The following is a 23819-nucleotide window of genomic DNA, read 5'->3' as shown; positions in this document are numbered from 1 at the left end:
GCTCAGGCGACCGTCGGCTCCCACCCGAGGCTCGGGGCCACGAGCTTGGCAAAGGACTCGATGACGCGCAGGTTGAACTCGACGCCCAGCTGACTGGGGATCGTGAGCATGAGCGTGTCGGCGCTCGCGATCGCGGCATCCTCCTTCAACTGCTCCACGAGTACGTCGGGCTCGGCCGCGTACGTCTTGCCGAAGGTCGAGCGGATGCCGTCGATCACGCCGATCTGATCGCCGTCCTGGCGGCCGCCGAAGTACATCTCGTCTTCGGCGGTCGTGATCGGGAAGATCGAGCGGCTCACCGACACGCGGGGCTCACCGTCGTGACCGGCCTCTCGCCAGGCGGCACGGAACGCGTCGATCTGCTGCGCCTGCAGCAGGTCGAAGGGCGTGCCGTCGGCCTCGGTGAGAAGTGTCGACGACATGAGGTTCACGCCGCGGCGACCGGCCCATTCGGCAGAGTCGCGGTTGCCCGCGCCCCACCAGATGCGCGAGCGCAAACCGGGGGAGTGCGGCTCCACACGCTGCAGCCCGGTGCCGCCGCCGAACGGGGATGCCAGGTCGCGCTCGGCCAGGCCCTCGCCCTCGACGGCGCGCAGGAACAGCTCGAAGTGCTCACGGGCCAGGTCGGCGCCGCGGGGGTCGCGCGAGCCGGTGTAGCCGAACGCCTCGAACCCGCGTACGACCGACTCGGGTGAGCCACGGCTGACGCCGAGCGCGAGCCGTCCGCCTGAGATGAGATCGACGGATGCCGCCTCCTCCGCCAGATACAGCGGATTCTCGTAGCGCATGTCGATGACTCCGGTCCCCACCTCGATCCGCCTGGTCCGCGCTGCGATCGCGGCGAGCAGCGGCATCGGCGAGGACTGCTGACGCGCGAAGTGGTGCACTCGGAAGTACGCACCGTTCACCCCGAGCTCGTCCATGCCCTGGGCCAGATCGATGGCCTGGAGCATCGAATCGGCAGCGGTGAGCTGCCGGCCGCCGCCCAAGGGGCCGTAGTGTCCGAAAGAGAGGGTTCCGAAGCGCTGCATACCTGCGTGCAACCGTACGCCCCCGGCATCCATTCCGGTGAATGAGTCCTCTGTTCGCCCAGACGACCGCCGCTAGTCTGACGCCGTGACGACGATCCGGCCGGCTGTGCCGCACGACGCACCGCGCATCGCCGAGGTGTGGGAGTCCGCGTGGCTGGACGGGCACCTCGGACACGTTCCGGACGAGCTGGTCGCCCATCGTGGCTCGGACTCGTTCCGCACGCGCGCGGCCGACATGATCGAGCGGACGGTGGTCGCCGAGGTCGACGGCCTGGTCATCGGGTTCGTCACGCTCAAGGGCGACGAACTCGAGCAGCTCTTCGTCGATGCGTCGGCACGGGGCACCGGGGTCGCGCGCGAGCTCCTTGCCGAGGGAGCGCGGCGGCTTCTCACGGACGGGCACGCGCATCCGTGGCTCGCCGTCGCGACGGGCAACGCGCGGGCGCGGCATTTCTACGAGCGCGAGGGCTGGCATGATGCCGGGCACATCGCCTACGCCGCTCAGGTCGACGGCGGCGTGGTGACGGTGTCGTGCCACCGCTACGAGCTCATCGTCCCGCGGTAGGCGCAACCCCTGTCCCGTGGCCTCGAGCCGTGCTTACGATGGCAGCAGAGGCAATCGCAGCACTGCGGTCGAGAGGAGCACGATGGTCCAGGTTCGCGTGGCCGGCGTCGCGCTCGACGCGACAGGGCAGCACGTGCTGCTCCTGAAGCCCGTGGACGAGATCCCCGGCGACGGGATGGTGCTGCCCATCTGGATCGGTCAGCTCGAGGCGACCTCGATCCTGGTCGCCGTGGAGAAGGCGCCGGTGCCGAGGCCGCTCGCGCACGACCTGATGCGCTCACTCCTCGAGACTCTCGGAGCCGAGGTGACGCGCGTGGAGGTGACCCGCATCGACCAGGGCACATTCTTCGCCGAGATCACGCTGAGCACCGCGCTCGGCGACCACGTCGTCGACGCGAGGCCCTCGGATGCCGTCGCCCTCGCTTCGCGCGTCGGCGCCAGCATCTGGGTGGCCGAGGCCGTGATGGCCGAGGCGGGCGTACCGGACGTGCTGACAGAGACGGATGCCGCCGAGAAGCTCGATGAGTTCAAGCGCTTCCTGGATGACGTCGAGCCCGAGGATTTCGAGCCCTGACGCGGGGCGCCGGTCGGTCAGTCGAACTCGACGCTGGTGTGGCGCGGGTACGCTCCGCCGGCGAGCTTGACCAGCTGCGCGTGGGCGTACTCGCACACCAGTGCGTGGCGGTAGACCATCCGCGGCACGTCGACGTTCGAGTCCATCCACAGGCTCATGCCGGCGAGCTTCCAATGGCGGAACGTGTCGTCGTCGCACACGAGGGCGAGGATCTCGAGGAACGAGTCGTCGAACCGGATCGAATGCACCGCACGCCGGTACTCCTCGACGGTGAGCGCCATCGAGAACGGGATGTTCATGAAGCACAGCGCGGTCTGGATGTCGAGCCGCAGCAGCCTGCGGCGCCCGCGCTCGGCGTCCAGCCGGGGGATGTCCAGCTGCGCGAAGTCGAGTGTCTCGGGCGGGGTCAGCGGCACGCCGTCCAGCGCGATGAGCACGTCGTAGACGTTGACGTCGTGCTCGACGACCGCTTGGTCGCCGAGGCCTGCGAGGGTCTCGGGGCGCAGCGTCACCGGGTCCATCTCGACCTGGGTGTTGCGGATGATGAAGTTGACGAGATTCGTCTCGACGACGAAGTGCCGGATCAGCAGCTCGACGGCATCGGGCGACACGAATCGCCGCAGGAACCACACGCACAGCCGGTCCATGACCGGCAGCGGCATCCAGCGGAACGGGAGCACGCGCTTGACGATCGAGATGAGTGCGACGAGCACGCGGGACAAGACGCGGGCGATCGGATACAGCCAGCGCCGCGACATCCGTCGCTGGTCGTCGATGATCTGCCGCACGAGGGCGCGGTCCAGCGGCACCGATGGATCGGCGTAGATCGCCTCCCACATGCTCGGGTCGGAGCGGACGAACTCCGGGACCGTCGGTCGCGGCGCCGGCATGTCAGCGATCCAGTTCTTCCAGCTGCAGCGCGTACAGCCGCGCGACCACCTGCGCGCAGCGGACGATCTCGTCGGCTGCGTCGTCGTCGATGAGGCCCGAGGTCAGGATGGCCTCGAGGTCGCCGGTGTGCGCGCTGTCGGCCTCCTGGTGGTACGTCATGAAATGCACCTGGTTGTCGGCGAGTCCGAGCACTTCCTGGAATCGGGCGGCCCATCCCGCCGCGCGCTGAGCGCCCAGTCCCTCGATGATGAACATCGCCCCGAGCAGTCCGACCGGATTGGGCCGGTCGGCGTAGTGGAACATGAAGCCCGAGAGCGCTTCAGACCCGATGTTCTTGCGGCCGGCGCGCAGCTCGTCGAGCGAGCCGCCGACGGCGACGTAGTCGCGCTCGATCATGAGGAAGTCGCGGTGCTCCTCCTCGGCGTGGCGGATGGCTGCCGCGCGGAGTTCGAAGTGATCGATGTCGAAGTTGGATGCCGCCCTCGAGATCCATGGCGAGCCGTCGACCACCTGCTGACGCAGGTTGAACAGCAGCCGCATGTAGTCGTCGAGGGTCACGGTGCCCTCGGCGAGCCGGTTCAGCACCGGCACGCGGTCCAGGTGTTCCTCGAGCTCGCTCCAGACCTCGGCGAGCCGCTCGAACAGCGTGTCGGCACCGGAGGTCGGGGCGTCGTCGGTGGTCGTGCTCGAGCTGATCGTCACGTGAGGGCTCCTTGCGATGAGGGTGGGGCGACCACCGTCAGGTGGGCGAAGGCGAACGAGAACCGGCCCGATTCCGGCACCGCCAGCAGCACGGTGTCGCCGGGCGCGAAGCGGCCGCTGCTCCAGGCCTCTTCGAGAGCGATGAAGATGCTCGCCGACCCGGTGTTGCCGCGGGTCTCGAGGTTCGAGAACCACCGGTCGGTGTCGAGGGTGGGCACGCGACGGCGCAGCGCATCGAACGCGACGTCCCGGAACGCGTTCGTGCTGTAGTGGCAGATGACGTGGTCGAGGTGGCGGACGTCGACGAGGCCGATGTCGACGAGCTCCTCGAACTGACGGATGCCGGCATCCGCGAGATCGTCCAGGACGCTCACGTCCTGCCGCAGCAGGAACATGCCCGCAGCCTCCGCCTCGGCGATGTCGACGTCCTGCCACGTGCGGCCGACGACAGGATCGACGCCGCTCATCCCGGCCCGCATGCAGACGTCGTACTCGTGCGCCACCGATACCTGCCGCACCCAGTCGACGCGCAGCGATGGTTTCGTCGGATGCGGCTGGAACTCGACGACGACGGCGCCCGCGCCGTCCGAGAGCATCCAGCGGAGGAAGTGGGAATCCATACCCGCACGGATGCCGTCATAGTGGCGCTGACGCAGACTGCGGCTGGCCAGCTCCGAGCCGACGACCGCAGCCCGCGGGTGGTCCCCCAGACGGATCTTGCTGACCGCGGCATCCAGTGCGGCAAGACTCGAGGCGCACACTCCGGACGCCGACAGCAGCTGCATCGGCCCACCCCCGAGGCGGCCGTGCACCATCGAGGCGAACCCGGGCACGAGCACGTCGCCCATCGTCGTGGCGCAGGCCAGCATCCGCAGATCCGCGGCGTCGATGCCTCGATCCGCCAGCGCCGCCCGCAATGCCTTGACGGCCAGCTCCTCGTTGAGCTCGGTCGGCTCGCCGTGCTCGTCGAGTGCGTAGTGCCGCTGCCGGATGCCGTTGGCATCGAGCACACGGCGCCGGATTCGTTCCGTCACGGCGTCGTCGCCGCCGAGCCGCGACGCGATGCCGTCGTTGTCGACCGGATCGCCGGGGAGATATCGACCGAAGCCGGTGAGGTACGCCGTCGCGGTCGTCGCCATGACATGACACTAGGCCACCGAGGTGCCAGCTTCGCGATGCCTGTGCACAGCGCCACTCAGGCGGTCGGTCTCCCCGGTCCCCACCGGGTGATGTCCTACAGTCAGGGCGGGGTCAGTCGCCGGTGTCATCCGCCGATGACCGCCGGCTCCGGCGCCGCGACGGGGAAGAAGGAGCGGACCGCAACCCAGCCGAGTGCGGCACCGATCAGCTGCGCGGCGATGAACGGCAAGACGGATGCCGGGGCGATGCCGGCGAACGTGTCGCTGAACATGCGTCCGATCGTGATCGCGGGATTGGCGAAGCTCGTCGACGAGGTGAAGAAGTAGGCGGCGCCGATATAGGCCCCGACGGCCGGCGCAGCCAGGTGGGACCGGCCGGTGCGGACCAGAGCGAAGACGACCAGGACCAGACCTGCGGTCGCGACCACCTCCGACAGCAGCAGTGGCCACGAGAAGCGATTCGTCGTGCTCCAGGCCACGGCCGGCTCGGAGAACATGGCGTTCGCCAGCACCGCACCGGCGATGCACCCGAGCACCTGGACGGGCAGGTAGATCGCCGCCGTCGACCACCGGCGGCGATGCAGCGCGATGTCGGCGAGCGTGACCACGGGATTGAAGTGCGCGCCCGAGACGGGGGCGAAGACCAGGATCAGGACGGCCAGCCCGAGAGCCGTCGCGAACGCGTTCTCGAAGAGCTGCAGTCCGGTGTCGGCAGGGGAGAGACGCTGCGCGGCGATCCCGGAGCCGACGACGACCGCGGCGAGGCCTGCGCTGCCGACGAGCTCGCCCGCGGCAGCGCGCACGGTCTGGCTCACGAGCCGACGAAGAGCTGCGAGACCCGGTCCAGCGCGCCGGGCACGAGCTTGAAGTACGCCCACGTCCCGCGCTTGCTGCGGGTGAGGAAGCCCGCGTTCGTCAGGACCTTCAGGTGATGCGACACGGTCGGCTGGCTCAGGCCGACCGGCTCGATCAGATCGCACACGCACGCTTCCGCGCCCTCCGAGGCGGCCACGATGGACAGCAGACGCAACCGCGCCGGGTCCGCGAGTGCTTTCATGGTCGTTGCGAGTTGCTCCGCCTCCGCGGCGCTCAGCGGCTCGCGAACGAGCGGTGCACAGCAGCTGCCGGCAGAGATGTCGGTCACGTCGAGCATCGTGGTCATATATTGATGGTAGTAGATATTGACAGGCGTCGATAGACCGTTGCAGAATCAGGCATCGAAGATCATCGATATCGCTCGGAGGATGCTGTGACCTTGCTCGATCTGACGCCCCGTGTCGTGACCACCGACCGTCTGTCGACCCTTCCCGTCGCGATCATCGGCGCTGGTCCGATCGGGCTCGCCGCGGCCGCGAATCTGGTCGAGCGGGGCATCGACTTCGTCGTCTTCGAAGCGGGCGACGAGGTAGCGGCCAGTGTCCGCGCGTGGGGTCACACGACGCTGTTCTCGCCGTGGAAGCACCTCGTCGACCCGGCATCCCGTCGGCTTCTCGAAGCGGGCGGCTGGGCCCAGCCTGAACCCGAGCGCGCACCGACGGGCGCCGAGCTCGTCGAGCGCTACGTCGCGCCTCTCGCGGAGGTGGAAGAGATCGCCGCGCGGGTCCGGCTCGGCGTCGAAGTCGTGGGAGTGACCCGAGAGGGGATGGATCGCACGCGCACCCGGGCGCGCGCCACCACGCCGTTCGCCGTGCGGATCCGCACCTCCGGCGGCGAGATCGAAGAGATCGCCGCGCGGTTCCGGCTCGGCGTCGAAGTCGGGGGAGTGACCCGAGAGGGGATGGATCGCACGCGCACCCGGGCGCACGCCACCACGCCGTTCGCCGTGCGGATCCGCACCTCCGGCGGCGAGATCGAAGAGATCGCCGCGCGCGCCGTGATCGATGCCTCGGGGACCTTTCGCTCCCCGAATTCGCTCTCCTCGAGCGGATTGGAGCTGTTGGGGATGAGCGAGATCGCGGATGCCGTCGCGCCGGCCCTCCCGGATGTGCTGGGCCGCGACCGCGCACGATTCGCCGGGCGCCACACGACGGTCGTCGGCGCCGGTCACTCGGCGGCGAACACGCTGCTGGGGCTCGTCGAGCTGGCTCGCGAGGAGCAGGGCACCACCGTGACGTGGCTGATCCGCAACGCCCAGGCGGTGCGCGTCTCGTCCGCCGCCGATGACGAGCTGGCCGATCGCGCCCGCTTGGGCAGCCGTGTGGACCGCGCCGTCGCCGACGGCCGGATCACGGTACTCGACGGATTCGAGATCATTCGCGGCCGCCGCGCCGTCGATGGCGTCGAACTGGTCGGTCACCGCGGCGGTGACGTCGTCGCCCACCGCACCGACGTCGTCGTCAATGCGACCGGCTTCCGCCCTGACCTCGACATGCTGCGAGAGATCCGCCTCGAACTGGACGAGATCGTCGAAGCACCCAAGCGGCTGGCCCCGCTCATCGATCCGAACGTGCACTCGTGCGGCACCGTCGAGCCTCACGGGTTCCGTGAGCTGCAGCATCCTGAGCAGGGGTTCTTCATCGTCGGCATGAAGTCGTACGGACGGGCGCCGACATTCTTGCTCGCGACCGGCTACGAGCAGGTTCGGTCGGTGACCGCATGGCTCGCGGGCGACGCCGCGTCGGCCTCGAACGTCGAACTGGTCCTTCCGGCGACGGGAGTGTGCTCGACGAACCTCGGCCAGGGCGGCGGCTGCTGCTCGTGATCCACCGTCGTGCGATGACCCCGGAGGACTGGCCGTCGGTCGAGAGGATCTATGCGCAGGGCATCCAGGACGGCGAGGCGACGTTCGAGATCGCCACGCCGTCGCGGGAGGTCTTCGACGCGGGCAAGCTGCCCGTGGGAAGAATCGTCGCCGTGGATGAATCGGATGCTGTGCGCGGCTGGGTCGCGGCGTCGCCGGTGTCGTCTCGGCCCGCGTACCGGGGCGTGGTCGAGCATTCGGTGTACGTCGACAGAGAAGCGCGCGGCCGGGGCCTCGGCCGGCTCCTCCTGGACGCGTTCATCGCCGCGGCGGACGCGGCGGAGATCTGGACCGTCCAGTCCAGCATCTTCCCCGAGAACACCGCCAGTCTGAGACTCCACGAAGCGGTCGGCTTCCGCGTCGTCGGTCGACGCGAGCGCATCGCGCAGGCCCAGATCGGTCCCCACTCGGGCCAGTGGCGAGACACGATTCTGATCGAGCGCCGCACCCCGTGACGCGAGGCATAGGCTTTCGTCTATGGATCGGACGGCTCCTGCGCGGGATCTCACGACCCTCGCCGACCCGACGCGCGCCCGCATCCTGCGCCTGATCCGCGAGTCCGATGATGGGCGGATGCTTGTCGGCCGACTTGCCGAGACCCTCGAGCTGCGGCAGCCCACGGTCAGTCACCACATGAAGGCGCTGCACGACGAGGGCATCGTGGTGCGTGAGCCCGATGGCCGGCGGGTCTGGTACTCGATAGCTCCGGATCACCTCGAACGGATCGATGCCCTCTTGGGAGGGCTGCCTGCCTCGGGCGCGGAGCCCGACCTGGATCGCATCACGAGCGATCTCGCCGTCCGCTTTCGAGGGACGTTCAGCCCTGAGTCGATACGTGCGAAGGTGGTCGAGAGTTACGAACTCCTCGCGCAGGGGTCCGCGTCGCCCATGCTCGCGAGCCGGACTGCGGCGTTCGCGGCAACGCGGCTCGATGCCATGAGCCGGGCCGCGGCCCTGCCCGACGGCATCCCGACCGTGCTGTTCGTCTGCGTGCAGAACGCCGGGCGATCACAGCTGGCCGCGGGGATTCTCCGCCAGCTCGGCGGCGAGCGAGTCCGCGTGCTGACCGCCGGCTCGCAACCGGCGGGTGACGTGCGTCAGACGGTCACCTCAGCGCTCGACGAGATCGGCGTGCCGCTGGGCGGAGAGTTTCCCAAGCCCCTCACGGATGAGGCTGTCCGGGCCGCGGATGTCGTCGTCACGATGGGCTGCGGCGATGCGTGCCCGATCTATCCGGGGCGCCGGTATCTCGACTGGGACCTCGAAGATCCGGTCGGCAAGCCGATCGAGCAGGTGCGTGCCATTCGCGACGACATCGAAGCGCGGGTCCGCGGGCTGTTGCGTGAACTGGCGGCCGAGGGTTCAGCTCACACTTCCCCTGATTGATGGATCCGGGTCAGCCGGCGCGATCAATACCGCGGTGCCGGCGGAAGCTCCGCCAGTCGCCGCGCGACAGGTCCGCATAGCTGTATGCCCACTCAAGGATCGCCTCGCCGACGACGCGTCCGCCTCCGACGTATCCCACGACGGAGGACGCTCCGGGGGATTGCCCATGGGCGCGAGCGAGCGTCGCCCCGCAGGCCTCGGCATACCAGCGGAACGCCGCGTCCTCGAGCGTGTCCGTGTCGAACCCGCCCTTCTTGTCATGGAACTGCCGGAGGTAGAACGCTCGGGAGGCTCCGCCGCCGGCGGCCGTCCCGCGAAGATGGCCGAGGAAGGGGTCCGAGACGCCCTGGAGGATCCGCTGCATCGCGACGACGCGGCCGCCGTCGCCGTGATCGTTGATGTAGCGCGAGACGCTCGCCGGCTGCGTCACGCCGCCGTGCTCGATCAGGACGCTCGCGTTGGCCTCCTTGACCTGGAGAAGGAGCACGTTGCCGTCGCCGTCCATCATCGCGATCAGGTAGCAGCGGGTGCCGACACTCCCGACCCCGACGACGCGCTGGGCGACATCCGACACGACGTAGTTCTGAAGCAGCACCCGGATGTCGACGTTCGCCGACCGGGTGTACCCCTCGAGCACTTCGGCGATCCGGCCCTCGATCGTGGGATCGACGTGAGTCATCGTCGGCGGCTGATCGAGGAATCTGACGCGGCCGCGAGCATCCCGCGTCGTGAGTCGGCGCGCTGCCCTGACCGCGGTGCGCTTCTCGGCGTCCTTGATCGCCTTGCGCAGCGCCTCGCGCGACTCCCGGTCCTCCGCCTTCGAAGTGGCATTGGCGTCGAAATGCTCGAAGTACCGCTCGAGCGGGTCGCGGCGGGCACGGCTGCCCATTGCACGCACGTACGTCCGGACGGCGCCGAGCGCGGCATCCCTCACCACCGTCTCGTCGCGGGAGGTCGATTGCCCGGCGATCACGACGCTGGTCGCGAGCCGTTTGAGATCCCACTCCCAAGGCGCCCACGCGGCCTCGTCGAAGTCATTGAGATCGAACACGAGGGTGCGCTGCGGCGAGGCATAGAGGCCGAAGTTCGAGACATGTGCGTCTCCGCACGACCCGACGTGCAGTCCGGTCGCGGGTGAGCGGGAGAGATCGGCGGCCATGAGCGCCGCCGTGCCTCGATAGAACGCGAACGGACTCGCGGCCATTCGCTCAGCACGCAGCGGAACGAGTTCCGGCACTCGCGTCGAGTCCTGCGCGTCGAGGATCGCCAGGGGGTCGCGACCCGCGGGATCTACCTCGGCGAGCGACTCCCGCGGCACGCGGGTACGTTCCGCTCGGCCCAGCGCGAGATGCTCGGCCAGCGACGGTGGAGCCGTCCACGCCTCCACTGTCGTCGGGCGATCTGAGGTCGTCGACATTGGCCGAGTGTGCCACCGCTCGAGTCGTGGGTCGTCACCCGATCAGGATGAGGCTGGTCATCCGGAGTCGACGGGGTTCACGGAGATCACCTCGATGTGGAATTGCTCGAGCATGTCGAGGATGCCGAAGAGCTTCGCCTGATCGGCGACGGGTCCGACGATGCGGGTGCGGCCGCCTCGTCCGGTCGAGAACGCGTAGTCGGGGAGAGCGGCCATGAACTCGGGCCCGAGCGTGCCCTGGACGACGATCTCGGTGATCTGGGAGTCCATCCGCTGTCCTTCCACGGCCGGCGAGCGGCAGTGCGCGGGTCGACTGCGGTCAGCCTGTTGCCTAGCCTTCGCGACCGCGTCACCCCTCCCGGATGATTCGACCGCGCTGGGCCGCCATGTTCAGGCCGGCGGGCGGCTGCACCCGGGTGTGAGCGTGAGATCACCCCGCAGGGGTGATGGAGAGGCCACGCACCACCTGGCTACATTGAGCGAACCATCACCGAAGGGGTGAACCATGCTGTTCAACGACTTCATCTGGTTCTTGCTATGGAGTTTCTACTTCGTCGCATACCTGTATGTGGTGATCGTCATCATCGCCGACCTCTTCCGGGACGAGCACCTCAACGGCTGGCTGAAGGCGCTGTGGATCATCGCTCTCGTCTTCGTGCCGTTTCTCACGGCGCTCATCTACGTGATCGCCCGCGGCCGAGGGATGGCTCAGCGCGCGCAGGCGGCGCGGGGAAGCGTCGTCCCCGAACGCGACGACTACCGCCCGGCCGCGTCTTCGAGTCCGGCAGAGGACATCTCCAAGGCGCAGGAACTCCTCGAAGCGGGGATCATCACGCAGGGGGAGTTCGACGCCCTCAAAAGCAAAGCGCTCGGGAATCAGTATTTCGGCGCCTGAGCTTCAGCCCACGGGATGGGCAACCTCGAGCTCAGCGAGCATCCCCCGCTCGATCGCACTGCTGATCGCGGCATCCCTGCCCGCCACACCGAGCTTCCGGTAGATGTGCCCCAGATGTGTCTTGACGGTGTTCGTGGACACGAAGCACCTTCCCGCGATCTCCGCGATCGTGAGGCGGCTCGGCAGGTACGCGAGCAGTTCGCGCTCGCGTGGCGTCAGATCATCGGCGACGGCGTGTCGACCGGGGGCTGCCTCGGCCCTCGCCTTGCTCACCACGACGCGTCGGAAGGTGTCGCCCTGGCCGGGGATCTCGTCGACGAGGTCGGCCACAAGAGGCCCAGCGCGCACGAACGGGTGCACAAGCCACTCCAGCTCCGCCCTGCCCAGGGCTTCCGACAGGTGCTCGCGTGACAGCACGCGCCGGCCTTCGAGCGCGTGGAGCCAGCCCAGCAGCAGGTCGCGCTCCACGAGCGTCGTCGTTGCCAGCGGATCGAGATCGAAGCGGATGCGCGCAAGGCACGCTCGTGCTGCCTCCGGGCGCCCGAGCGTCAGCTGGGTGGCGACGTCTTCGAACGCAAGGGCGGACCACGTTCCGCCCGGCGGCGGCGTCGGCGGCGGCGAAGACGAACCGAGCAGACGCGCGCGGCGGACGGCCAGCGCCGTGGCGGTGACGCGCACGATCTCCGGTGGCGGACCGTCCGGCTCGGCAAGCAGCTCAGCTTCCTCGCGATCGATGATCATGGATGCCAGTCGTGCGAGCCACATCAGCTGGGTTCGTTGATTGGACGATGCGCGCACCGTTCCCTCGGCGAGGGCGAGAGCGCCGATCTCCGGCTCGCCGCGCTGTATCGCCACGAAGGCGCGCGCCAGGAAGGCATCGGCGGGCCCCGGATGATCGAGCAGGCCGAACTCGTGGGCGATCGCGAGGGCCTCATTGCTCAGGGCAGCCGATTCCGTCAAGCGCCCGGCAAGCGCTTCTACGAGCGCCAGCGAGCCGAGCGCGTGCACGCGATAGAGGCGATAGGCGATGCCGTCGAGCTGGAGTGCGGTCGTGATCGCCGCGCGGGCCGCAGCGAGCTCACCGCGGAAGAGATGTGCCCTGCCGAGAGAGACCTGGGCGACGACGCGGAGCATCGACCCGGACGTCAGCCCGAGTAGCGAAGGGCGATCGGCTTCGGGCGCGTCGTTCAATGCGGCGACCGCGCGTCGCCCGACGTCGAGGAAGATCTCGGCGTGCGGATGGAGCTGCACGCAAGCGGCCAGGTAGGTCAGCGCAACCTGGCGCTGCCCGACGCTGAGCTCTCCCTCAGCGATGAGCGCACGTAACGCGTCGACGGCGTCGGTCCCGCGACCGCTCATGCCGTTCGTCATCGCCAGCAGGATCTCCGCTTCAGGACGCCGCAGTCGCAGGTGCTCGGGAATCTCAGCAAGCCAATGGGCGACGGCGAGCGTGCGCCGCTGCTCGTAGACCTCCCGCCCGAGGGAGATCAGCCGATCAAGGGCTTGCTCGAAGTCTTGCGCACGAAGCAGATATTCGATCGCCTCGTCCTCGCGGTCCGCGGCGGCGCACCACACCGCCGCCCTGCGCAGCACCGTGGCCTCCACGTCGGGCGCGTGGGCGCGGAGCCGAAGGAGAAGGAGGTCACGGAACAATCGATGATATCGATACCACCCCGGCTCCCCGGGCACCGGCACCACGAACAGGGAGTCGCGCTCGAGCTCGTCGATGAACGACATGCCGGGAACATCAAGAACCGCCTCGACGAGTGGCGCGCTGAACTGGTCGAGCACAGCAAGCTGCTTGAGCGCCATGCGGCGGGGTTCATCGAGGGCATCGAGCACCTCTTCGCTGAGGTAATCCACCACCAGCCGGTCCGTGTCCTTGAGGGCGCCCACCACTCGCGACGGATCCGCTGCGAAGCGCAGGCTCAGCGCGGTCAGCTGGACACCGGCTGCCCATCCCTCGGTGCGGGACGCGACCGTCTGAGCGGTCTCGACGGACACGGGTCGGCCGGTGATCGCCTGAATGACGAGCGAGGTCGTCCGCTCGTCGAACGCGAGCTGTTCCTGCCGCAGCTCGACGAGTCCGTGCTGCACGCGCTGCCGGCTCCACCCCAGCTGCAGATCGACACGAGAGGCGAAGACGAAGTGCACCGTCGACGGCAACAGGTCGACCATCCGCCACAGATCGGTGAGCAGGGGTGATCCCGTCAGGCGATCGAGGTCATCGAACACGACCACGATCGGACTGACATCGGCAAGTGCGGCGGTGAGGTCTTCGAGGTACGGCTCACCCCACGCGTCCCTCGTTCCGCTGACCAGCGCCGTCGGCGCGCGAAAGGACGGGTCGACGTCCGCGACCGCACGGGCGATTCGTTCAGCGAGCGCGGCGGCGCCCGCATCGCCGGCGCCCACGTCGACCCATGCCGTTGACTGGCCCGCACGTGACAACGCCCATTGAGCCAGCAACACGGTCTTTCCCGCCCCTGCCGGGGCGACGACCACGGACAGTGGGGAGTCGAGCCCGGCGTCGAGCCGCGCACGAAGGGCCGGCCGATCGATTGCGTGGGCGGGAATGCGGCGCGGCTCCTTCACGTCTACCGCCTCCCCGGGTGATCGAGGGCCCGAATGACCCGATCATCGCACTTGGACGAGGACGCGTCGAGAGGGGGCGCTTCACGCGTCCGCGGGAAGTGGAGACCCGCCCCCAGCCGCATGGCCGGCCCGGCGATTCACGCCGATCGAACGTGTGCGCCGCGGGCGCGGGTGGGTCGGCCGGCCGCACCAAGGAACCGGATGAATACCGCGATCCATCCGAAGATCAGGGCGAAGACGAGGATCTCGAACGCTGTCAGGGAGAAGTACCTCACGATGAAGAGGACGACGGAGGCCACCGTCGCCGCAAGAAACACCCAGGAGGCGACGAAATAGCTCCTCGGCATCCCCCGCAGAAGGCGCGGCCCGCTGATCAGGAGCACCAGGAACACGGCTGCCATCCCCGAGGCCGAGACGTTGTGAAGCAAGAGGTTCACGTCCACAGGGAAGACGCCGACGCACGCGAGCATGACGCCCATCACCACGAACAACGCAGGGACGACGCGTGGCCCTGTGTGACCCTCCAGCACGCCAGATGCGGTGAGAGCCGTCATGTCATTAGCGATGTACACAGCGAAAGTCGTGACGAGCAGTCCGCCCGCGATCAGCGTGCCGTTGAAGACCCAGCTCGACAGATCGTCGAACGTCCCCAGCTGGCTGAAGTGCACCATCCACCACTCGGGATCGGGCGTGGTGACCATCGCGGTCAGCGTGCCGATGACGATGAACGCCATGAGCAGCGACGACATTCGCTGCGTCGTCACCGTCGAGGACGAAAGGAAGGTGAGGTAGGTGGATAGTCCGAGAGTCACTGCCATCAGCACGACCGACCAGAACGCGATGACCGGCAGCCCCACGAACCCCATCGCGAGCACGCGGTACAGCGCATAGGTCGCCAGGAACGCGAGCACGGTATGGGCGATGACCACCGAGATCGTGTTGACCGTGAACGCCCACGCCGGGAGGCGGCGGCGCCACTCCTGCCCAGCGCTGCCACGCGCCCGCCAGTAGGCCGCGGTCGAGGAGATTGCGGCGACGACCGCCGCACCGACTGCCGCCCACACCGCGAAGGGATCCTCGCCCGCGAGCGCGAGCGAGGATGCGAGGAATGACACCACCCACCCGTAGCCCGCGCCAACGAGACCGGCCGCCATCGCCCAATAGACCGCTTCGGACTCCGTTCCGCGAGGCGAGTGGGTATCGATGGCCTGCCCGAAGGTGACTGCTGGCATGTCCATGGCGGCAGTGTACGGCCGCCGCCCTCATCCTCCGGAGGTGATATGCCGGTGGCTCGGTGACGGGCCGGAACGCTCTGTGCTTTGCTTCCGCTATGACCGGCGGGGATGCGGCCCAGCGCTTCAATGGTCGCCTGGCCATCCTGTTGGCCATGGCGATGTTCGTACTCGTGGTCGACACGTCACTGATGAACGTCTCCATCTCGGCAGTGGTGCAGGAGCTGGGTGCGACAGCAAGCGATGTGCAGAGTGCGATCGCCCTCGAGGCGCTGGTCTCGGCCGCGTTCATCCTCATCGGTGGAAAGACCGGAGACCTGATCGGCCGCAAGCTCGCCTACATCTTGGGGCTGGTCGGCTACGCCATCGGTGCGGTCGCGATGACTCTCGCGCAGAGCATCACCGCGGTCATCATCTTCTGGGCCGTGATCGGGGGACTGGGGGCGTCTCTCCTGCTTCCCGCGATGCAATCGCTCATCCATGGCAACTTCGCCGGCGCACATCAGAAGCGCGTCTACGCGCTGGTGGGCGCATCGGCCGCCATCGCCGCTGCGGTCGGACCGCTGCTGGGGGGCGCGATCACCACCTTCCTCTCGTGGCGAGTCGGCTTCCTGCTCGAAGCGCTCATCATCGCGGTCGTGCTCATCGGTGCCCCGCTGGTCAAGGACGTCCCTTTCACCGGCGACCGCTCGGTCGATCTCGTCGGGGCCGCGTTTTCGGTCGTCGGGATGGGCGGGGTCGTGCTCGGGATCCTGCTGTGGCAGGAAGGCGAGGCCTATGTCGGCATGACCATCGCGATCGGTGTGCTCTGCCTGCTCGGCCTCGCTTTCTGGCTCGTGGCGCGAAAACGGCGCGGCAGGGCCACTCTCCTGGACCCCGATCTCCTGAGGTCGAAGCCGTTCCGAACCGGAGCGACCGGTCAGCTGCTGCAGCAGATCACTCTCGGCGGCACGATGATCGTGCTTCCCCTCTACCTGCAGATGGTGCTCGAATACGACGCATTCGAAGCAGGGCTGTCGATTGCGCCGCTCTCACTCAGCATGTTCGTCATCGCGCTCCTCGCCGGCCGCCGGGCAAAGGGGCGACCCGCCACACTCATCCTGCTCGGCTTCGTCCTGGCCACAGTCGGATTGATCGTGCTCGTTCCGCTGGTGCCCGTGGCCGACAGCGGCTGGTACCTGACTGTGCCGCTGATCATCAGCGGATCAGGGCTCGGCCTGCTCGTGTCGCAGCTGAACAACTACACGCTTTCTCCCATCTCCGAGGAGCGAGTCAGTGAAGCCGCCGGCGTGAACTCCGCAGCGGGTTCGTTCGGCCTCTCATTCGGTCTCGCGTTCGGTGGCGCGATCATGCTCGCCGCCCTCGCTTCCGCGTTCACCGCGCTCTCCGATGCGAGCCCGGTGCTGTCCGCGGAGCAGAAGACGGAGGTGTCGACCGTTCTGGAAGAGGACGCGCAGCTGATGTCGAACAGCGGACTGGAGGAACTCCTCGCCGACGAACCGGAAGCTGCCGCGGCCGAGGTCGTCCGCATCAACACCGAGGCTGCGCCGTTCGCCTTGCAGGTCGCACTGGCAGTGCCCATCGTCGCCGCGCTGGGCGGCATTGCAAACGCTGTGCGGATGCGGCGCCTCCCCGACCCCGATTCCGCGACGAACCGGGACGCGTCGATCGTCTGAGGGTGATGCGAATCGTGACTGTGCGCGGATCTGCGTGCGCCGCCGCGGGCCGTGAAACCGTACGAGCGGTCCGCGAGGACACGTGGTTCTCACGCGGTCCGATTCACCCAGCGCGGGTGAGGGCTGCACCCGCGAATGTTGGGACAATCGCACCATCCATGGGCCAGCAGGTGCATCCCCGGTGGAGGCACACATCCATGGGTCATGGAGCAGCACTCCGAAGCGGTCGGTGATCGCTTCGGATGAATCGAAGGAGAGATCGATGGGCACGCATAACCTCGCGCTGGTGGTCGGTTCGTATGACGATGCGGTGGCAGCTACTCACGATTACCAGGCGCTGCGGAGCGGTCAGGATGCCGGCGGCTATGAAGTCATCGGTGCCGTCGTGCTGGTCCGTGACGAGAACGGCAAGGTCCGAGTCAAGGAGCACGGCGACAAGTCGGTCGGTCACGGTGCGGCTTGGGGTGCCGGTGCGGGTGTGGTGGTCGGGCTGTTCGCGCCGCCTTTGCTGGCGGCAACAGCGGTCGGCGCCGGCATCGGCGCGGTCCTCGGGGCGATCAAGAAAGGTCGCGAGGAGAAGAAGCTCGGTGTGGATGTCGACGAATACCTCGCGCCCGGGACGTCGGCGGTCGTCGCGGTCGTCGACGACAAGTCGGCAGACAAGGTCGAGAAGGCGCTTCTGCGAGCGGACAAGCGCATCAGCAAGGCGATCGACTCGGACGACTACGACAAGCTGCGGAAGGCAATTCAGGAATCTGCCGACGACGTGGTGGAGCAGATCAACTCCTAGCCATGCTCACATGGGGCGGCGCGCGCCGCGCCGCCTCGCGCCGCCTCGCTCCGGACGCGCGCATCGCGGTGGCCCCCGCACTTACTCACCTCCTCGGCGCGCATCACGGCACCCGCCGCCGGCTCGAGCATCCCGGCCGGCATGGCCACCGTGCGCGGCAAGGCCTGGTCTGGAACCGGCCCCGTGACGCGCGTCGAGGTGAGCCTCACCGGCCAGGGCGAGTGGCACGAGGTCCGCCTGGAGCCGCCGACCGGGTCGTACCACTGGCAGGAGTGGTCGTTCGGCTGGGACGCGAGCTCCGTCGGACGACACACTCTCCGCGCCAGAGCCACCGACGCCAACGGAAACATCCAGCCCGAGGTCCCACCGTGGAACCGCCTCGGCTACGGCAACAACGCCGTCGAGGTGATCTTCGTCGACGTGGTCTGAACAGCGCGCGGTCCGAGACGAGAGAACAGCGGTATCGGGGCAGCAGGAGAACTCGGCGAAAGGATGACACCGGGTGTTCACTTCGTGTTGTTTGCCAATGCATAGACGTGTGTCTATGCTTCTGAGCAACAGGAAGTGAGAGGGATATGACTGACAAGCCCACCGTATTGTTCGTGTGCGTGCACAACGCGGGCCGGTCGCAGATGGCTGCGGGATACCTCCGCGCCCTCGGCGGCGATGCCGTGGAGGTGCTCTCCGCCGGATCCGCGCCGAAAGACACGATCAATCCGGTCGCGGTCGAGGCGATGGCCGAGGAGGGGATCGACATCGGCGACAACACCCCCAAGGTGCTGACCGTCGACGCGGTCCGCGAGTCGGATGTCGTCATCACGATGGGCTGCGGAGACGCGTGCCCGATCTTCCCGGGCAAGCGCTACGAGGATTGGGAGCTGGACGACCCGGCCGGTCAGGGCATCGAAGCCGTCCGCCCGATCCGCGACGAGATCCGCACGCGCATCGAGGCGCTCCTAGCCGACCTGCTGCCCACACGCGGTGCAGCGTGACCAGCCCAATGGGCCAGGGCGCGCTGCTCTCGCCGGACTCCGTTCTTCATCGCGCCGCCGAGCGCCTGGCACGTCAATTCGTCGGGATGGTCAACGAAGAGACCGTGGAGCGTGTCGTGTTCGAGTCCTATACGGCACTCGCCCGCACGGCGGCTGTGCAGACCCACCTCGCGAGCCTGGCCGAGAAGTTCGCGCAAGATCGGCTGACCGCGCTCGCGCAGTCCAAGGGTCTGATCGTGAAGCAGATGCCCGAGGTGCTCTTCGTGTGCGTGCAGAACTCCGGCAGGTCGCAGATGGCAGCCGCCCTCACTCGCCAGGCCGCGGGCGATCAGGTCCACGTGCGATCAGCAGGGTCGCAGCCGGGTGAACGCATCCTGCCGGAGGTGGCTCTCGTACTCGCCGAGATCGGTCTGGACGTCACCGACGAGTTCCCCAAGCCGCTGACCGACGATGTGGTGCGAGCGGCGGATGCCGTCGTGACGATGGGCTGCGGTGACGCCTGCCCCCTCTACCCCGGCAAGCGCTATCTGGACTGGCAGCTCGACGATCCGGCCGAACTCGACCTCGACGGAGTGCGGCGCGTGCGCGACGAGATCCGGGAGCGCGTCGAACAGCTTCTGGGCGAACTGACCGCCGCCTGACCGCCTGCGTGGCTCGCATCCGGTGCGGCATCGCGCCTCCCGCGTGGGTTCATCATCTGGTTAATTCACGCGATCATGTATCATCGCGATCATGACGACAGCGACCGCAACCCACACCGGCGCACTCGCGAGGCTCGGCTATGCGCTGTCGGACGCCACCCGCACTGGCGTGCTGCTCGAACTGCGCAACGGACCCGCGTACCCCTCCGACCTTGCCGACGCGCTCGGTGTCTCACGCCAGGTGATGTCGAACCAGCTCGCCTGTCTGCGCGGCTGCGGCCTCGTCGAGGCCGTCCGGGAAGGCCGCCGGTCCTCCTACCGTCTCGCCGACGAGCACCTGGCGCCCGCCCTGAACGAGCTCCTTCAGGTCGTGCTGTCGGTCGATCCCGAGTGCTGCACGGGCGAGAGCTGCCGTTGCGCATGACGACGACACTCACCCCGCCGCGTCGGGCGACATTGCAGCGCCGGATCCGGTGGATCGTCGCCGCCACCATCGGCTACAACCTCATCGAGGCCGTCGTCGCCATCACCGCCGGCACGATCGCATCCTCGGGCGCGCTCATCGCCTTCGGGCTGGACTCCACGATCGAAGTCCTCTCCGCGGCGGCGGTCGCCTGGCAGTTCACCCGCCGCGACCCGGAACGTTGGGAGAAGGGCACGCTGCGGGTCATCGCCCTCGCCTTCTTCGCCCTCGCCATGTACGTGGTCGCGGGCTCGGTGCTGGCGCTCGCCGGGCGTGTGGAGGCTGAGCACAGCACGCTGGGAATCGTCATCACCGCGATCAGCGTCATCGTCATGCCGTTCCTCTCGCTCGCGGAACGGCGTACCGGCCGGGAGCTGGGCTCGGCGACCGCGGTCGCCGATTCGAAGCAGACGTTGATCTGCACCTATCTGTCTGCCGCAGTCCTCATCGGACTGCTCCTCAACACCGGGTTCGGCTGGTGGTGGGCCGACGCGGTCGCCGGCCTGGTGATCGCAGCATTCGCGATCCGGGAAGGCGTCGAGGCCTGGCGAGGCGACGCATGCGCCACGTCCGTCGGGATGCTGCTCGACGACGAGGGCGATCATGACGAGCACCGGCACGACGCCCGCTGAAGGGAGCAGCGTGAGGACCGATGAGCCCAGACGGTCGGGTTGTCCCTCACGGTCTCCGGAGACAGCCACACCGTATACCTTGCCGCGGCGGCGTTATATGTACTCGAGGTCGGCGATGGTGTCGAACGGGTTCTTGACGTCTCCGGTATTGCGGTCGTCTTCGTCGTCTGCGTCGAGGAACTCGGAAGTGAAGATCACCGGCACGCCCGGCGAGACGAGCACCGATACTTCCTTGTTCCCGTAGAGCACTAGGTTCACCAGGTCTCCGTTCGCGCGCATCGCGGCGACGGTGGCGGCTTTCACGTCGTCGATGCTGTGGCCCTGCGCGAGCACGAACCTGTCGTTGCCGATCCTGACGGTGTCTTGTCGCATACGTTCTCCACCCTGGATGCCCGAATCCACCCGGGTGCACCCCAGAGCAAACCGATTCTGGAAACCTACGCCCGATCATCACGAGATGCGAGCGCCCGACACTGGAAATCGGCCGTGAAACAGCACACGGGAATTCAGACTCGATCCAGATTTCAGGTCGGGAGATCCGAAGAGTCCAACGCTGGGTCAGTGCGGCACGGATCCCCGCTCGGTGATTCCATGCCGTCATGGCCTCATGTCATCGGACGGGGTTCAACAGCGTGACTGCTCGAGTGCCGACCTTGAATCTCGTGAGTCGTGGTACTCGTTCATCCAGCAGCACCTTGCGACCCCGGGTCGCAACTGCGATCACCGCGTCGTCGTCCAGCACGGCGGAGAGAGAACGAAGCATGCCGGTGAGCCCCTGATCCGCGCTCGGGCCCCTCCACGTCGTCTGTTCACCGTAGGGAATGTCGGTGATCACCATCCGGGGACGCTGACCGTTGAGTGCCGTTTCGAGCTGATCAAGATCGAACGCATCTGCTCTGGCGACCGAATGAGGCAATGGACCGCCTCGTGCTGTCAGCTGATCGGCGAGTCGTTGGGCCGCGTCGGCGGCCCAGGCGTACGAGGGTTTGTCGAGCTGCAGCGCCCGTTCACGAAGTTCGGCTGACCTGAGCGCCAATCCGCTTTCGCTCAGAAGGTCCAGGTTCTGCCTCGCCAGTTCCAGCGCTGCATCGTCCACGTCCGAGCCGATGATGCCAGCGATCTGGTCTCGGTGGAGGAGCGAGAGGACAGTCAGCAGGTAGCCGCTGCCGCAACACGGATCCCAGACGATCGTCGGGCCGTCCGGCACCGACGTCATCGCACGTAGAAACATCTCGCTGGCCAGCCGCACCGGAAATGCGGGGAAGCCCGGTGCGGAGAACAGGACGCCACCGGCTGACAGATCCTCGTGATTTTCACGGCTGAGCGCGAAGCGGTATCCCACGGAACCTCACCGGGAGCGGGCGCGTTGGCGTGCGGCCTCGTAGAGAGTGACAGTCGCGGCGCTGGCGGCGTTCAGTGAACTGGCCGCACCGCCCATCGGGATGCGGGCAATCGCGTCGCATCCCGCTCTCCAACCCGAACTCAAGCCGGATGTCTCATTGCCGACGACGAGAAGCGTCGGGCGGGTCAGATCGAGATCCGCAATATCGACGGCACCGTTTTCGTCGGTCCCGATGACGGTGAGGTCAAAGCCTGCCGATCGATTCGATTGCACCCATGCCAGGACATCCTGATGCGAGCGCACTCGAACCGTCGGCACGGCGAACAGTGACCCCGTGGACGCGCGCACTGCCTTGGGATCGTACGGATCAGCAGCATGTCCTGTGATGATCAGCCCCGCACCGCCGAACGCATCCACCGACCGCACGATGGAGCCGATGTTCCCGGGCACCGAGGGGCGGTCGAAAACCACCCCCAGGAATGCCGGCGTGACCGGTACGCGCGACAGGTCGTCGGGCGGTAGGGCAACGACGGCAACGAGTTCTGGCGCGTCACGTTCCTTCTCGCCCAGTTCTCGGACCAGATCCGTTGCCATCGCGACGCGCTCACCCGCGGCGTGCCTCAGCATCCGCGCGGCCCATGGTGAGAGTGATCGCTCGGAGTCGAAGATCAGTGCGTTTATCCGCCAGCCATGCTCGATCGCGAGGCTGATGGGGCGGACCCCTTGCACCAGGAACTCTCCCGCTCTCCGGCGCTTGTTCCGATTGCGAAGCAAGGCCTCCCACTGCTGGAATCGCGCGTTAGGGCGCGAGATGCGCAAGTCAGTACCCACTCGCAGCCTCCTTGGTCCCGAAGCAAGCGGTTCAGGCTCTCACTGTGCCGCGCGTGCCTTCCCGATCAGATCGGACGGAAATTGTCGGGCGAGCGTGAGGATCGATCCGCGACAGTGGGCGCTCGACTCCGCATCCTGACCGGAAGGACGACGAATGGACATCCGGATCGCACACCGCCCGGCTTTTCGATTGATCGGCTACTCGACTCGCGTGACCGTGGTCCCTGGACTCATCAATCCGTACGTGCAGACGCATATCGAGTCGGTGCGTCCGGCTGAGAACATCGAGTTGATGAGACTGGGTGGAAGCGAGCCGGCCGGCGTGCTTCAGGTGAGCTCCGGCGTCGACGCCGACTATGCCGCGGGCACCGAATTCGAGTTCATGTGCGGCGTCGCGGCAAGCGCTCACACACCGCCGCCCGACGGCCTCGGAGTCCTGGACGTTCCCGGGGGCGACTGGGTGATCGTCCGTGACGCGTCCCCTCACCCCGTCGGCGCCATCCCTGAGTGGATGGCCGCAGTGTGGTTCCCGTCGCATCCCTGGCGGCTGCGACCGGGCCCCTCCATCGTGGCAAGCCGCGCCGAGGGCGCCGGTCCCGCGCTCCACGATCTCTGGCTCCCCGTCGAGCTCGCTGAGAACCTGGCGGTGTTCCCGTCACCTGCCCGCCCGGCGACCATCACGTCGTGCCTGTGCGACTGGAGTTTCAAGCGGCTTGAAGGTTTAGCCTTGGCGCGTGTCAGGAATACGCATCGCCGAGGCGGCGAAGAGGTCGGGACTGCCGACGAGCACGATCCGGTTCTATGAGGCTGAAGGGCTCCTTAGCCCGGCCGTCCGCGAGCCGAACGGCTACCGGGTCTACAGGGAGGCCGATCTCGCGCGACTGACCTTCCTGGCTGGGGCCAAGCGACTGCACTTGAGCCTGCCCGAGATGCGCCAGCTCGTAGGCGCGCGGGAGTCGGACCTGTGCATGCACGTCCAGGGCGACATGCGCGCCGTCGTGCGGCATCGGCTCGAGGAGATCGAAGCGCAGATCGCGGAGCTCACCGGACTGGCCGACGAACTTCGCCGGACGGAGCACCGGCTGGCGGGGGAGGCGCCGACCGGGACGTGTTCGGACGCCTGCGCCCATGCGGCCCTCGGGGGCGGCTCGGTCGTCCAACCGGTCGAACCGCCCGCCGATGCTGCTCACCAGCGCGATCAGCGGACCGGCGCAGCAGGCCATGCGCGAGCACGCCGAACGTGATCAGGTCGAGCCCTGTCCGGCGGCTCGAGTCCTCATGCGTG

General features: G+C 67.8%; 28 protein-coding genes. 15 read left to right on the top strand and 13 right to left on the bottom strand.

Annotation, left to right across the window (positions count from 1 at the left end; all coding sequences use genetic code 11):
• Positions 1 to 2: 2 nt before the first annotated feature.
• Positions 3 to 1031: an LLM class flavin-dependent oxidoreductase gene (locus ACLKM7_RS02515; protein ID WP_436445439.1), complete on the bottom strand. Its 1029-nt coding sequence runs from the start codon at positions 1029 to 1031 to the stop codon at positions 3 to 5.
• 85 nt (positions 1032 to 1116) lie between these two features.
• Here ACLKM7_RS02515 and ACLKM7_RS02510 point away from each other — a divergent pair, with 85 nt between their 5' ends.
• Together ACLKM7_RS02510 and ACLKM7_RS02505 are read left to right on the top strand one after the other, a co-directional pair.
• Positions 1117 to 1596 (top strand): N-acetyltransferase family protein, encoded by a 480-nt coding sequence (locus tag ACLKM7_RS02510; RefSeq protein ID WP_436445438.1) that lies wholly within the window; start codon positions 1117 to 1119, stop codon positions 1594 to 1596.
• Between the two features lie 82 nt (positions 1597 to 1678).
• Positions 1679 to 2170, top strand: coding sequence for a bifunctional nuclease family protein (locus tag ACLKM7_RS02505; protein ID WP_436445437.1), 492 nt, complete (start codon positions 1679 to 1681; stop codon positions 2168 to 2170).
• Positions 2171 to 2187: 17 nt separating this feature from the next.
• On the opposite strand, the gene ACLKM7_RS02500 is transcribed toward ACLKM7_RS02505, so the two are convergent.
• From ACLKM7_RS02500 to ACLKM7_RS02480, 5 genes are all read right to left on the bottom strand, one after another.
• Entirely contained in the window at positions 2188 to 3060 is an 873-nt protein-coding gene (locus ACLKM7_RS02500) for a DUF6999 family protein (RefSeq protein ID WP_436445436.1), read from the bottom strand.
• A gap of 1 nt (position 3061) precedes the next feature.
• Positions 3062 to 3763, bottom strand: coding sequence for an iron-containing redox enzyme family protein (locus tag ACLKM7_RS02495; protein WP_436445435.1), 702 nt, complete (start codon positions 3761 to 3763; stop codon positions 3062 to 3064).
• Entirely contained in the window at positions 3760 to 4902 is a 1143-nt protein-coding gene (locus ACLKM7_RS02490) for a 3-oxoacyl-[acyl-carrier-protein] synthase III C-terminal domain-containing protein (protein WP_436445434.1), read from the bottom strand. Before ACLKM7_RS02490 ends, ACLKM7_RS02495 begins: the two co-directional genes overlap by 4 nt.
• Positions 4903 to 5027: 125 nt before the next feature.
• Positions 5028 to 5717, bottom strand: a complete 690-nt coding sequence (locus ACLKM7_RS02485; RefSeq protein ID WP_436445433.1) for an aquaporin — start codon at positions 5715 to 5717, stop codon at positions 5028 to 5030.
• Positions 5714 to 6064, bottom strand: coding sequence for a metalloregulator ArsR/SmtB family transcription factor (locus ACLKM7_RS02480; RefSeq protein WP_436445432.1), 351 nt, complete (start codon positions 6062 to 6064; stop codon positions 5714 to 5716). Before ACLKM7_RS02480 ends, ACLKM7_RS02485 begins: the two co-directional genes overlap by 4 nt.
• An 87-nt stretch (positions 6065 to 6151) precedes the next feature.
• Here ACLKM7_RS02480 and ACLKM7_RS02475 point away from each other — a divergent pair, with 87 nt between their 5' ends.
• From ACLKM7_RS02475 to ACLKM7_RS02465, 3 genes are read left to right on the top strand one after another with little or no spacing between them, the layout of a single operon-like run.
• Positions 6152 to 7603, top strand: a complete 1452-nt coding sequence (locus ACLKM7_RS02475; RefSeq protein WP_436445431.1) for an FAD-dependent oxidoreductase — start codon at positions 6152 to 6154, stop codon at positions 7601 to 7603.
• A gap of 14 nt (positions 7604 to 7617) precedes the next feature.
• Positions 7618 to 8097, top strand: a complete 480-nt coding sequence (locus ACLKM7_RS02470; protein ID WP_436445430.1) for an N-acetyltransferase family protein — start codon at positions 7618 to 7620, stop codon at positions 8095 to 8097.
• A 22-nt stretch (positions 8098 to 8119) separates the two neighbouring features.
• Positions 8120 to 9028 carry a metalloregulator ArsR/SmtB family transcription factor gene (locus ACLKM7_RS02465; protein ID WP_436445429.1) on the top strand — a complete coding sequence of 303 codons (909 nt, stop codon included), beginning with the start codon at positions 8120 to 8122 and terminating at the stop codon, positions 9026 to 9028.
• 10 nt (positions 9029 to 9038) lie between these two features.
• Here the strand turns inward: ACLKM7_RS02465 and ACLKM7_RS02460 are convergent, their stop codons facing one another.
• Both ACLKM7_RS02460 and ACLKM7_RS02455 read right to left on the bottom strand, forming a co-directional pair.
• Positions 9039 to 10445, bottom strand: coding sequence for a DUF2252 domain-containing protein (locus ACLKM7_RS02460; RefSeq protein WP_436445428.1), 1407 nt, complete (start codon positions 10443 to 10445; stop codon positions 9039 to 9041).
• Positions 10446 to 10502: 57 nt separating this feature from the next.
• Positions 10503 to 10715, bottom strand: coding sequence for a hypothetical protein (locus tag ACLKM7_RS02455; protein ID WP_436445427.1), 213 nt, complete (start codon positions 10713 to 10715; stop codon positions 10503 to 10505).
• A gap of 235 nt (positions 10716 to 10950) precedes the next feature.
• On the opposite strand from ACLKM7_RS02455, the gene ACLKM7_RS02450 reads away from it, so the two are divergent.
• Positions 10951 to 11340 carry an SHOCT domain-containing protein gene (locus ACLKM7_RS02450; RefSeq protein ID WP_436445426.1) on the top strand — a complete coding sequence of 130 codons (390 nt, stop codon included), beginning with the start codon at positions 10951 to 10953 and terminating at the stop codon, positions 11338 to 11340.
• A 3-nt stretch (positions 11341 to 11343) separates the two neighbouring features.
• Here ACLKM7_RS02450 and ACLKM7_RS02445 read toward each other — a convergent pair whose 3' ends face one another.
• Entirely contained in the window at positions 11344 to 13935 is a 2592-nt protein-coding gene (locus tag ACLKM7_RS02445; RefSeq protein WP_436445425.1) for a LuxR C-terminal-related transcriptional regulator, read from the bottom strand.
• 137 nt (positions 13936 to 14072) lie between these two features.
• Positions 14073 to 15173, bottom strand: coding sequence for a DUF998 domain-containing protein (locus ACLKM7_RS02440; protein ID WP_436445424.1), 1101 nt, complete (start codon positions 15171 to 15173; stop codon positions 14073 to 14075).
• 92 nt (positions 15174 to 15265) lie between these two features.
• Between ACLKM7_RS02440 and ACLKM7_RS02435 the strand changes: the two genes are divergently transcribed.
• From ACLKM7_RS02435 to ACLKM7_RS02405, 7 genes are all read left to right on the top strand, one after another.
• On the top strand, positions 15266 to 16843 hold the full coding sequence (locus ACLKM7_RS02435; RefSeq protein WP_436445423.1) for an MFS transporter: 1578 nt from the start codon (positions 15266 to 15268) through the stop codon (positions 16841 to 16843).
• A 229-nt stretch (positions 16844 to 17072) separates the two neighbouring features.
• The gene (locus ACLKM7_RS02430; RefSeq protein ID WP_436445422.1) at positions 17073 to 17633 is read left to right on the top strand and encodes a DUF1269 domain-containing protein; all 561 of its coding nucleotides are present in this window, start codon (positions 17073 to 17075) and stop codon (positions 17631 to 17633) included.
• A 102-nt stretch (positions 17634 to 17735) separates the two neighbouring features.
• Positions 17736 to 18062 carry an Ig-like domain-containing protein gene (locus tag ACLKM7_RS02425; RefSeq protein ID WP_436445766.1) on the top strand — a complete coding sequence of 109 codons (327 nt, stop codon included), beginning with the start codon at positions 17736 to 17738 and terminating at the stop codon, positions 18060 to 18062.
• A 146-nt stretch (positions 18063 to 18208) separates the two neighbouring features.
• Positions 18209 to 18625: an arsenate reductase ArsC gene (locus tag ACLKM7_RS02420; RefSeq protein ID WP_436445421.1), complete on the top strand. Its 417-nt coding sequence runs from the start codon at positions 18209 to 18211 to the stop codon at positions 18623 to 18625.
• The gene (locus ACLKM7_RS02415) at positions 18622 to 19266 is read left to right on the top strand and encodes an arsenate reductase ArsC (protein ID WP_436445420.1); all 645 of its coding nucleotides are present in this window, start codon (positions 18622 to 18624) and stop codon (positions 19264 to 19266) included. The genes ACLKM7_RS02420 and ACLKM7_RS02415 overlap by 4 nt, the downstream gene beginning before the upstream one ends.
• Positions 19267 to 19357: 91 nt before the next feature.
• On the top strand, positions 19358 to 19690 hold the full coding sequence (locus tag ACLKM7_RS02410) for an ArsR/SmtB family transcription factor (protein WP_436445419.1): 333 nt from the start codon (positions 19358 to 19360) through the stop codon (positions 19688 to 19690).
• Entirely contained in the window at positions 19687 to 20361 is a 675-nt protein-coding gene (locus ACLKM7_RS02405) for a cation diffusion facilitator family transporter (protein WP_436445418.1), read from the top strand. The genes ACLKM7_RS02410 and ACLKM7_RS02405 overlap by 4 nt, the downstream gene beginning before the upstream one ends.
• 93 nt (positions 20362 to 20454) lie before the next feature.
• On the opposite strand, the gene ACLKM7_RS02400 is transcribed toward ACLKM7_RS02405, so the two are convergent.
• The 3 genes from ACLKM7_RS02400 to ACLKM7_RS02390 all read right to left on the bottom strand — a co-directional run bounded on the left by ACLKM7_RS02400 (position 20455) and on the right by ACLKM7_RS02390 (position 22534).
• Positions 20455 to 20733 (bottom strand): hypothetical protein, encoded by a 279-nt coding sequence (locus tag ACLKM7_RS02400; RefSeq protein WP_436445417.1) that lies wholly within the window; start codon positions 20731 to 20733, stop codon positions 20455 to 20457.
• A gap of 238 nt (positions 20734 to 20971) precedes the next feature.
• Complete coding sequence (locus ACLKM7_RS02395) at positions 20972 to 21703, bottom strand: hypothetical protein (protein ID WP_436445416.1); 732 nt, start codon at positions 21701 to 21703, stop codon at positions 20972 to 20974.
• Positions 21704 to 21709: 6 nt separating this feature from the next.
• Complete coding sequence (locus ACLKM7_RS02390; RefSeq protein WP_436445414.1) at positions 21710 to 22534, bottom strand: TrmH family RNA methyltransferase; 825 nt, start codon at positions 22532 to 22534, stop codon at positions 21710 to 21712.
• Positions 22535 to 22688: 154 nt separating this feature from the next.
• Here ACLKM7_RS02390 and ACLKM7_RS02385 point away from each other — a divergent pair, with 154 nt between their 5' ends.
• Positions 22689 to 23339 carry a GyrI-like domain-containing protein gene (locus ACLKM7_RS02385; protein WP_436445413.1) on the top strand — a complete coding sequence of 217 codons (651 nt, stop codon included), beginning with the start codon at positions 22689 to 22691 and terminating at the stop codon, positions 23337 to 23339.
• The gene (locus ACLKM7_RS02380) at positions 23269 to 23778 is read left to right on the top strand and encodes a MerR family DNA-binding transcriptional regulator (RefSeq protein WP_436445412.1); all 510 of its coding nucleotides are present in this window, start codon (positions 23269 to 23271) and stop codon (positions 23776 to 23778) included. Before ACLKM7_RS02385 ends, ACLKM7_RS02380 begins: the two co-directional genes overlap by 71 nt.
• Positions 23779 to 23819 lie beyond the last annotated feature (41 nt).

The sequence above is a fragment of the Microbacterium sp. I2 genome (assembly GCF_051364985.1).
GTDB lineage: Bacteria > Actinomycetota > Actinomycetes > Actinomycetales > Microbacteriaceae > Microbacterium.
The sequence above is the reverse complement of the archived record's forward strand: the minus strand, read 5'-3'. Positions and strand labels throughout refer to the sequence as shown.

Coding starts and splice junctions, on each gene's coding strand:
- ACLKM7_RS02460 (WP_436445428.1), bottom strand. CDS start 10,445: ATGTCGACGACCTCAGATCGCCCGACGACAGTGGAGGCGTGGACGGCT.
- ACLKM7_RS02515 (WP_436445439.1), bottom strand. CDS start 1,031: ATGCAGCGCTTCGGAACCCTCTCTTTCGGACACTACGGCCCCTTGGGC.
- ACLKM7_RS02420 (WP_436445421.1), top strand. CDS start 18,209: ATGACTGACAAGCCCACCGTATTGTTCGTGTGCGTGCACAACGCGGGC.
- ACLKM7_RS02455 (WP_436445427.1), bottom strand. CDS start 10,715: ATGGACTCCCAGATCACCGAGATCGTCGTCCAGGGCACGCTCGGGCCC.
- ACLKM7_RS02405 (WP_436445418.1), top strand. CDS start 19,687: ATGACGACGACACTCACCCCGCCGCGTCGGGCGACATTGCAGCGCCGG.
- ACLKM7_RS02435 (WP_436445423.1), top strand. CDS start 15,266: ATGACCGGCGGGGATGCGGCCCAGCGCTTCAATGGTCGCCTGGCCATC.
- ACLKM7_RS02505 (WP_436445437.1), top strand. CDS start 1,679: ATGGTCCAGGTTCGCGTGGCCGGCGTCGCGCTCGACGCGACAGGGCAG.
- ACLKM7_RS02450 (WP_436445426.1), top strand. CDS start 10,951: ATGCTGTTCAACGACTTCATCTGGTTCTTGCTATGGAGTTTCTACTTC.
- ACLKM7_RS02385 (WP_436445413.1), top strand. CDS start 22,689: ATGGACATCCGGATCGCACACCGCCCGGCTTTTCGATTGATCGGCTAC.
- ACLKM7_RS02465 (WP_436445429.1), top strand. CDS start 8,120: ATGGATCGGACGGCTCCTGCGCGGGATCTCACGACCCTCGCCGACCCG.
- ACLKM7_RS02500 (WP_436445436.1), bottom strand. CDS start 3,060: ATGCCGGCGCCGCGACCGACGGTCCCGGAGTTCGTCCGCTCCGACCCG.
- ACLKM7_RS02440 (WP_436445424.1), bottom strand. CDS start 15,173: ATGGACATGCCAGCAGTCACCTTCGGGCAGGCCATCGATACCCACTCG.
- ACLKM7_RS02400 (WP_436445417.1), bottom strand. CDS start 20,733: ATGCGACAAGACACCGTCAGGATCGGCAACGACAGGTTCGTGCTCGCG.
- ACLKM7_RS02470 (WP_436445430.1), top strand. CDS start 7,618: ATGACCCCGGAGGACTGGCCGTCGGTCGAGAGGATCTATGCGCAGGGC.
- ACLKM7_RS02410 (WP_436445419.1), top strand. CDS start 19,358: ATGACGACAGCGACCGCAACCCACACCGGCGCACTCGCGAGGCTCGGC.
- ACLKM7_RS02480 (WP_436445432.1), bottom strand. CDS start 6,064: ATGACCACGATGCTCGACGTGACCGACATCTCTGCCGGCAGCTGCTGT.
- ACLKM7_RS02490 (WP_436445434.1), bottom strand. CDS start 4,902: ATGGCGACGACCGCGACGGCGTACCTCACCGGCTTCGGTCGATATCTC.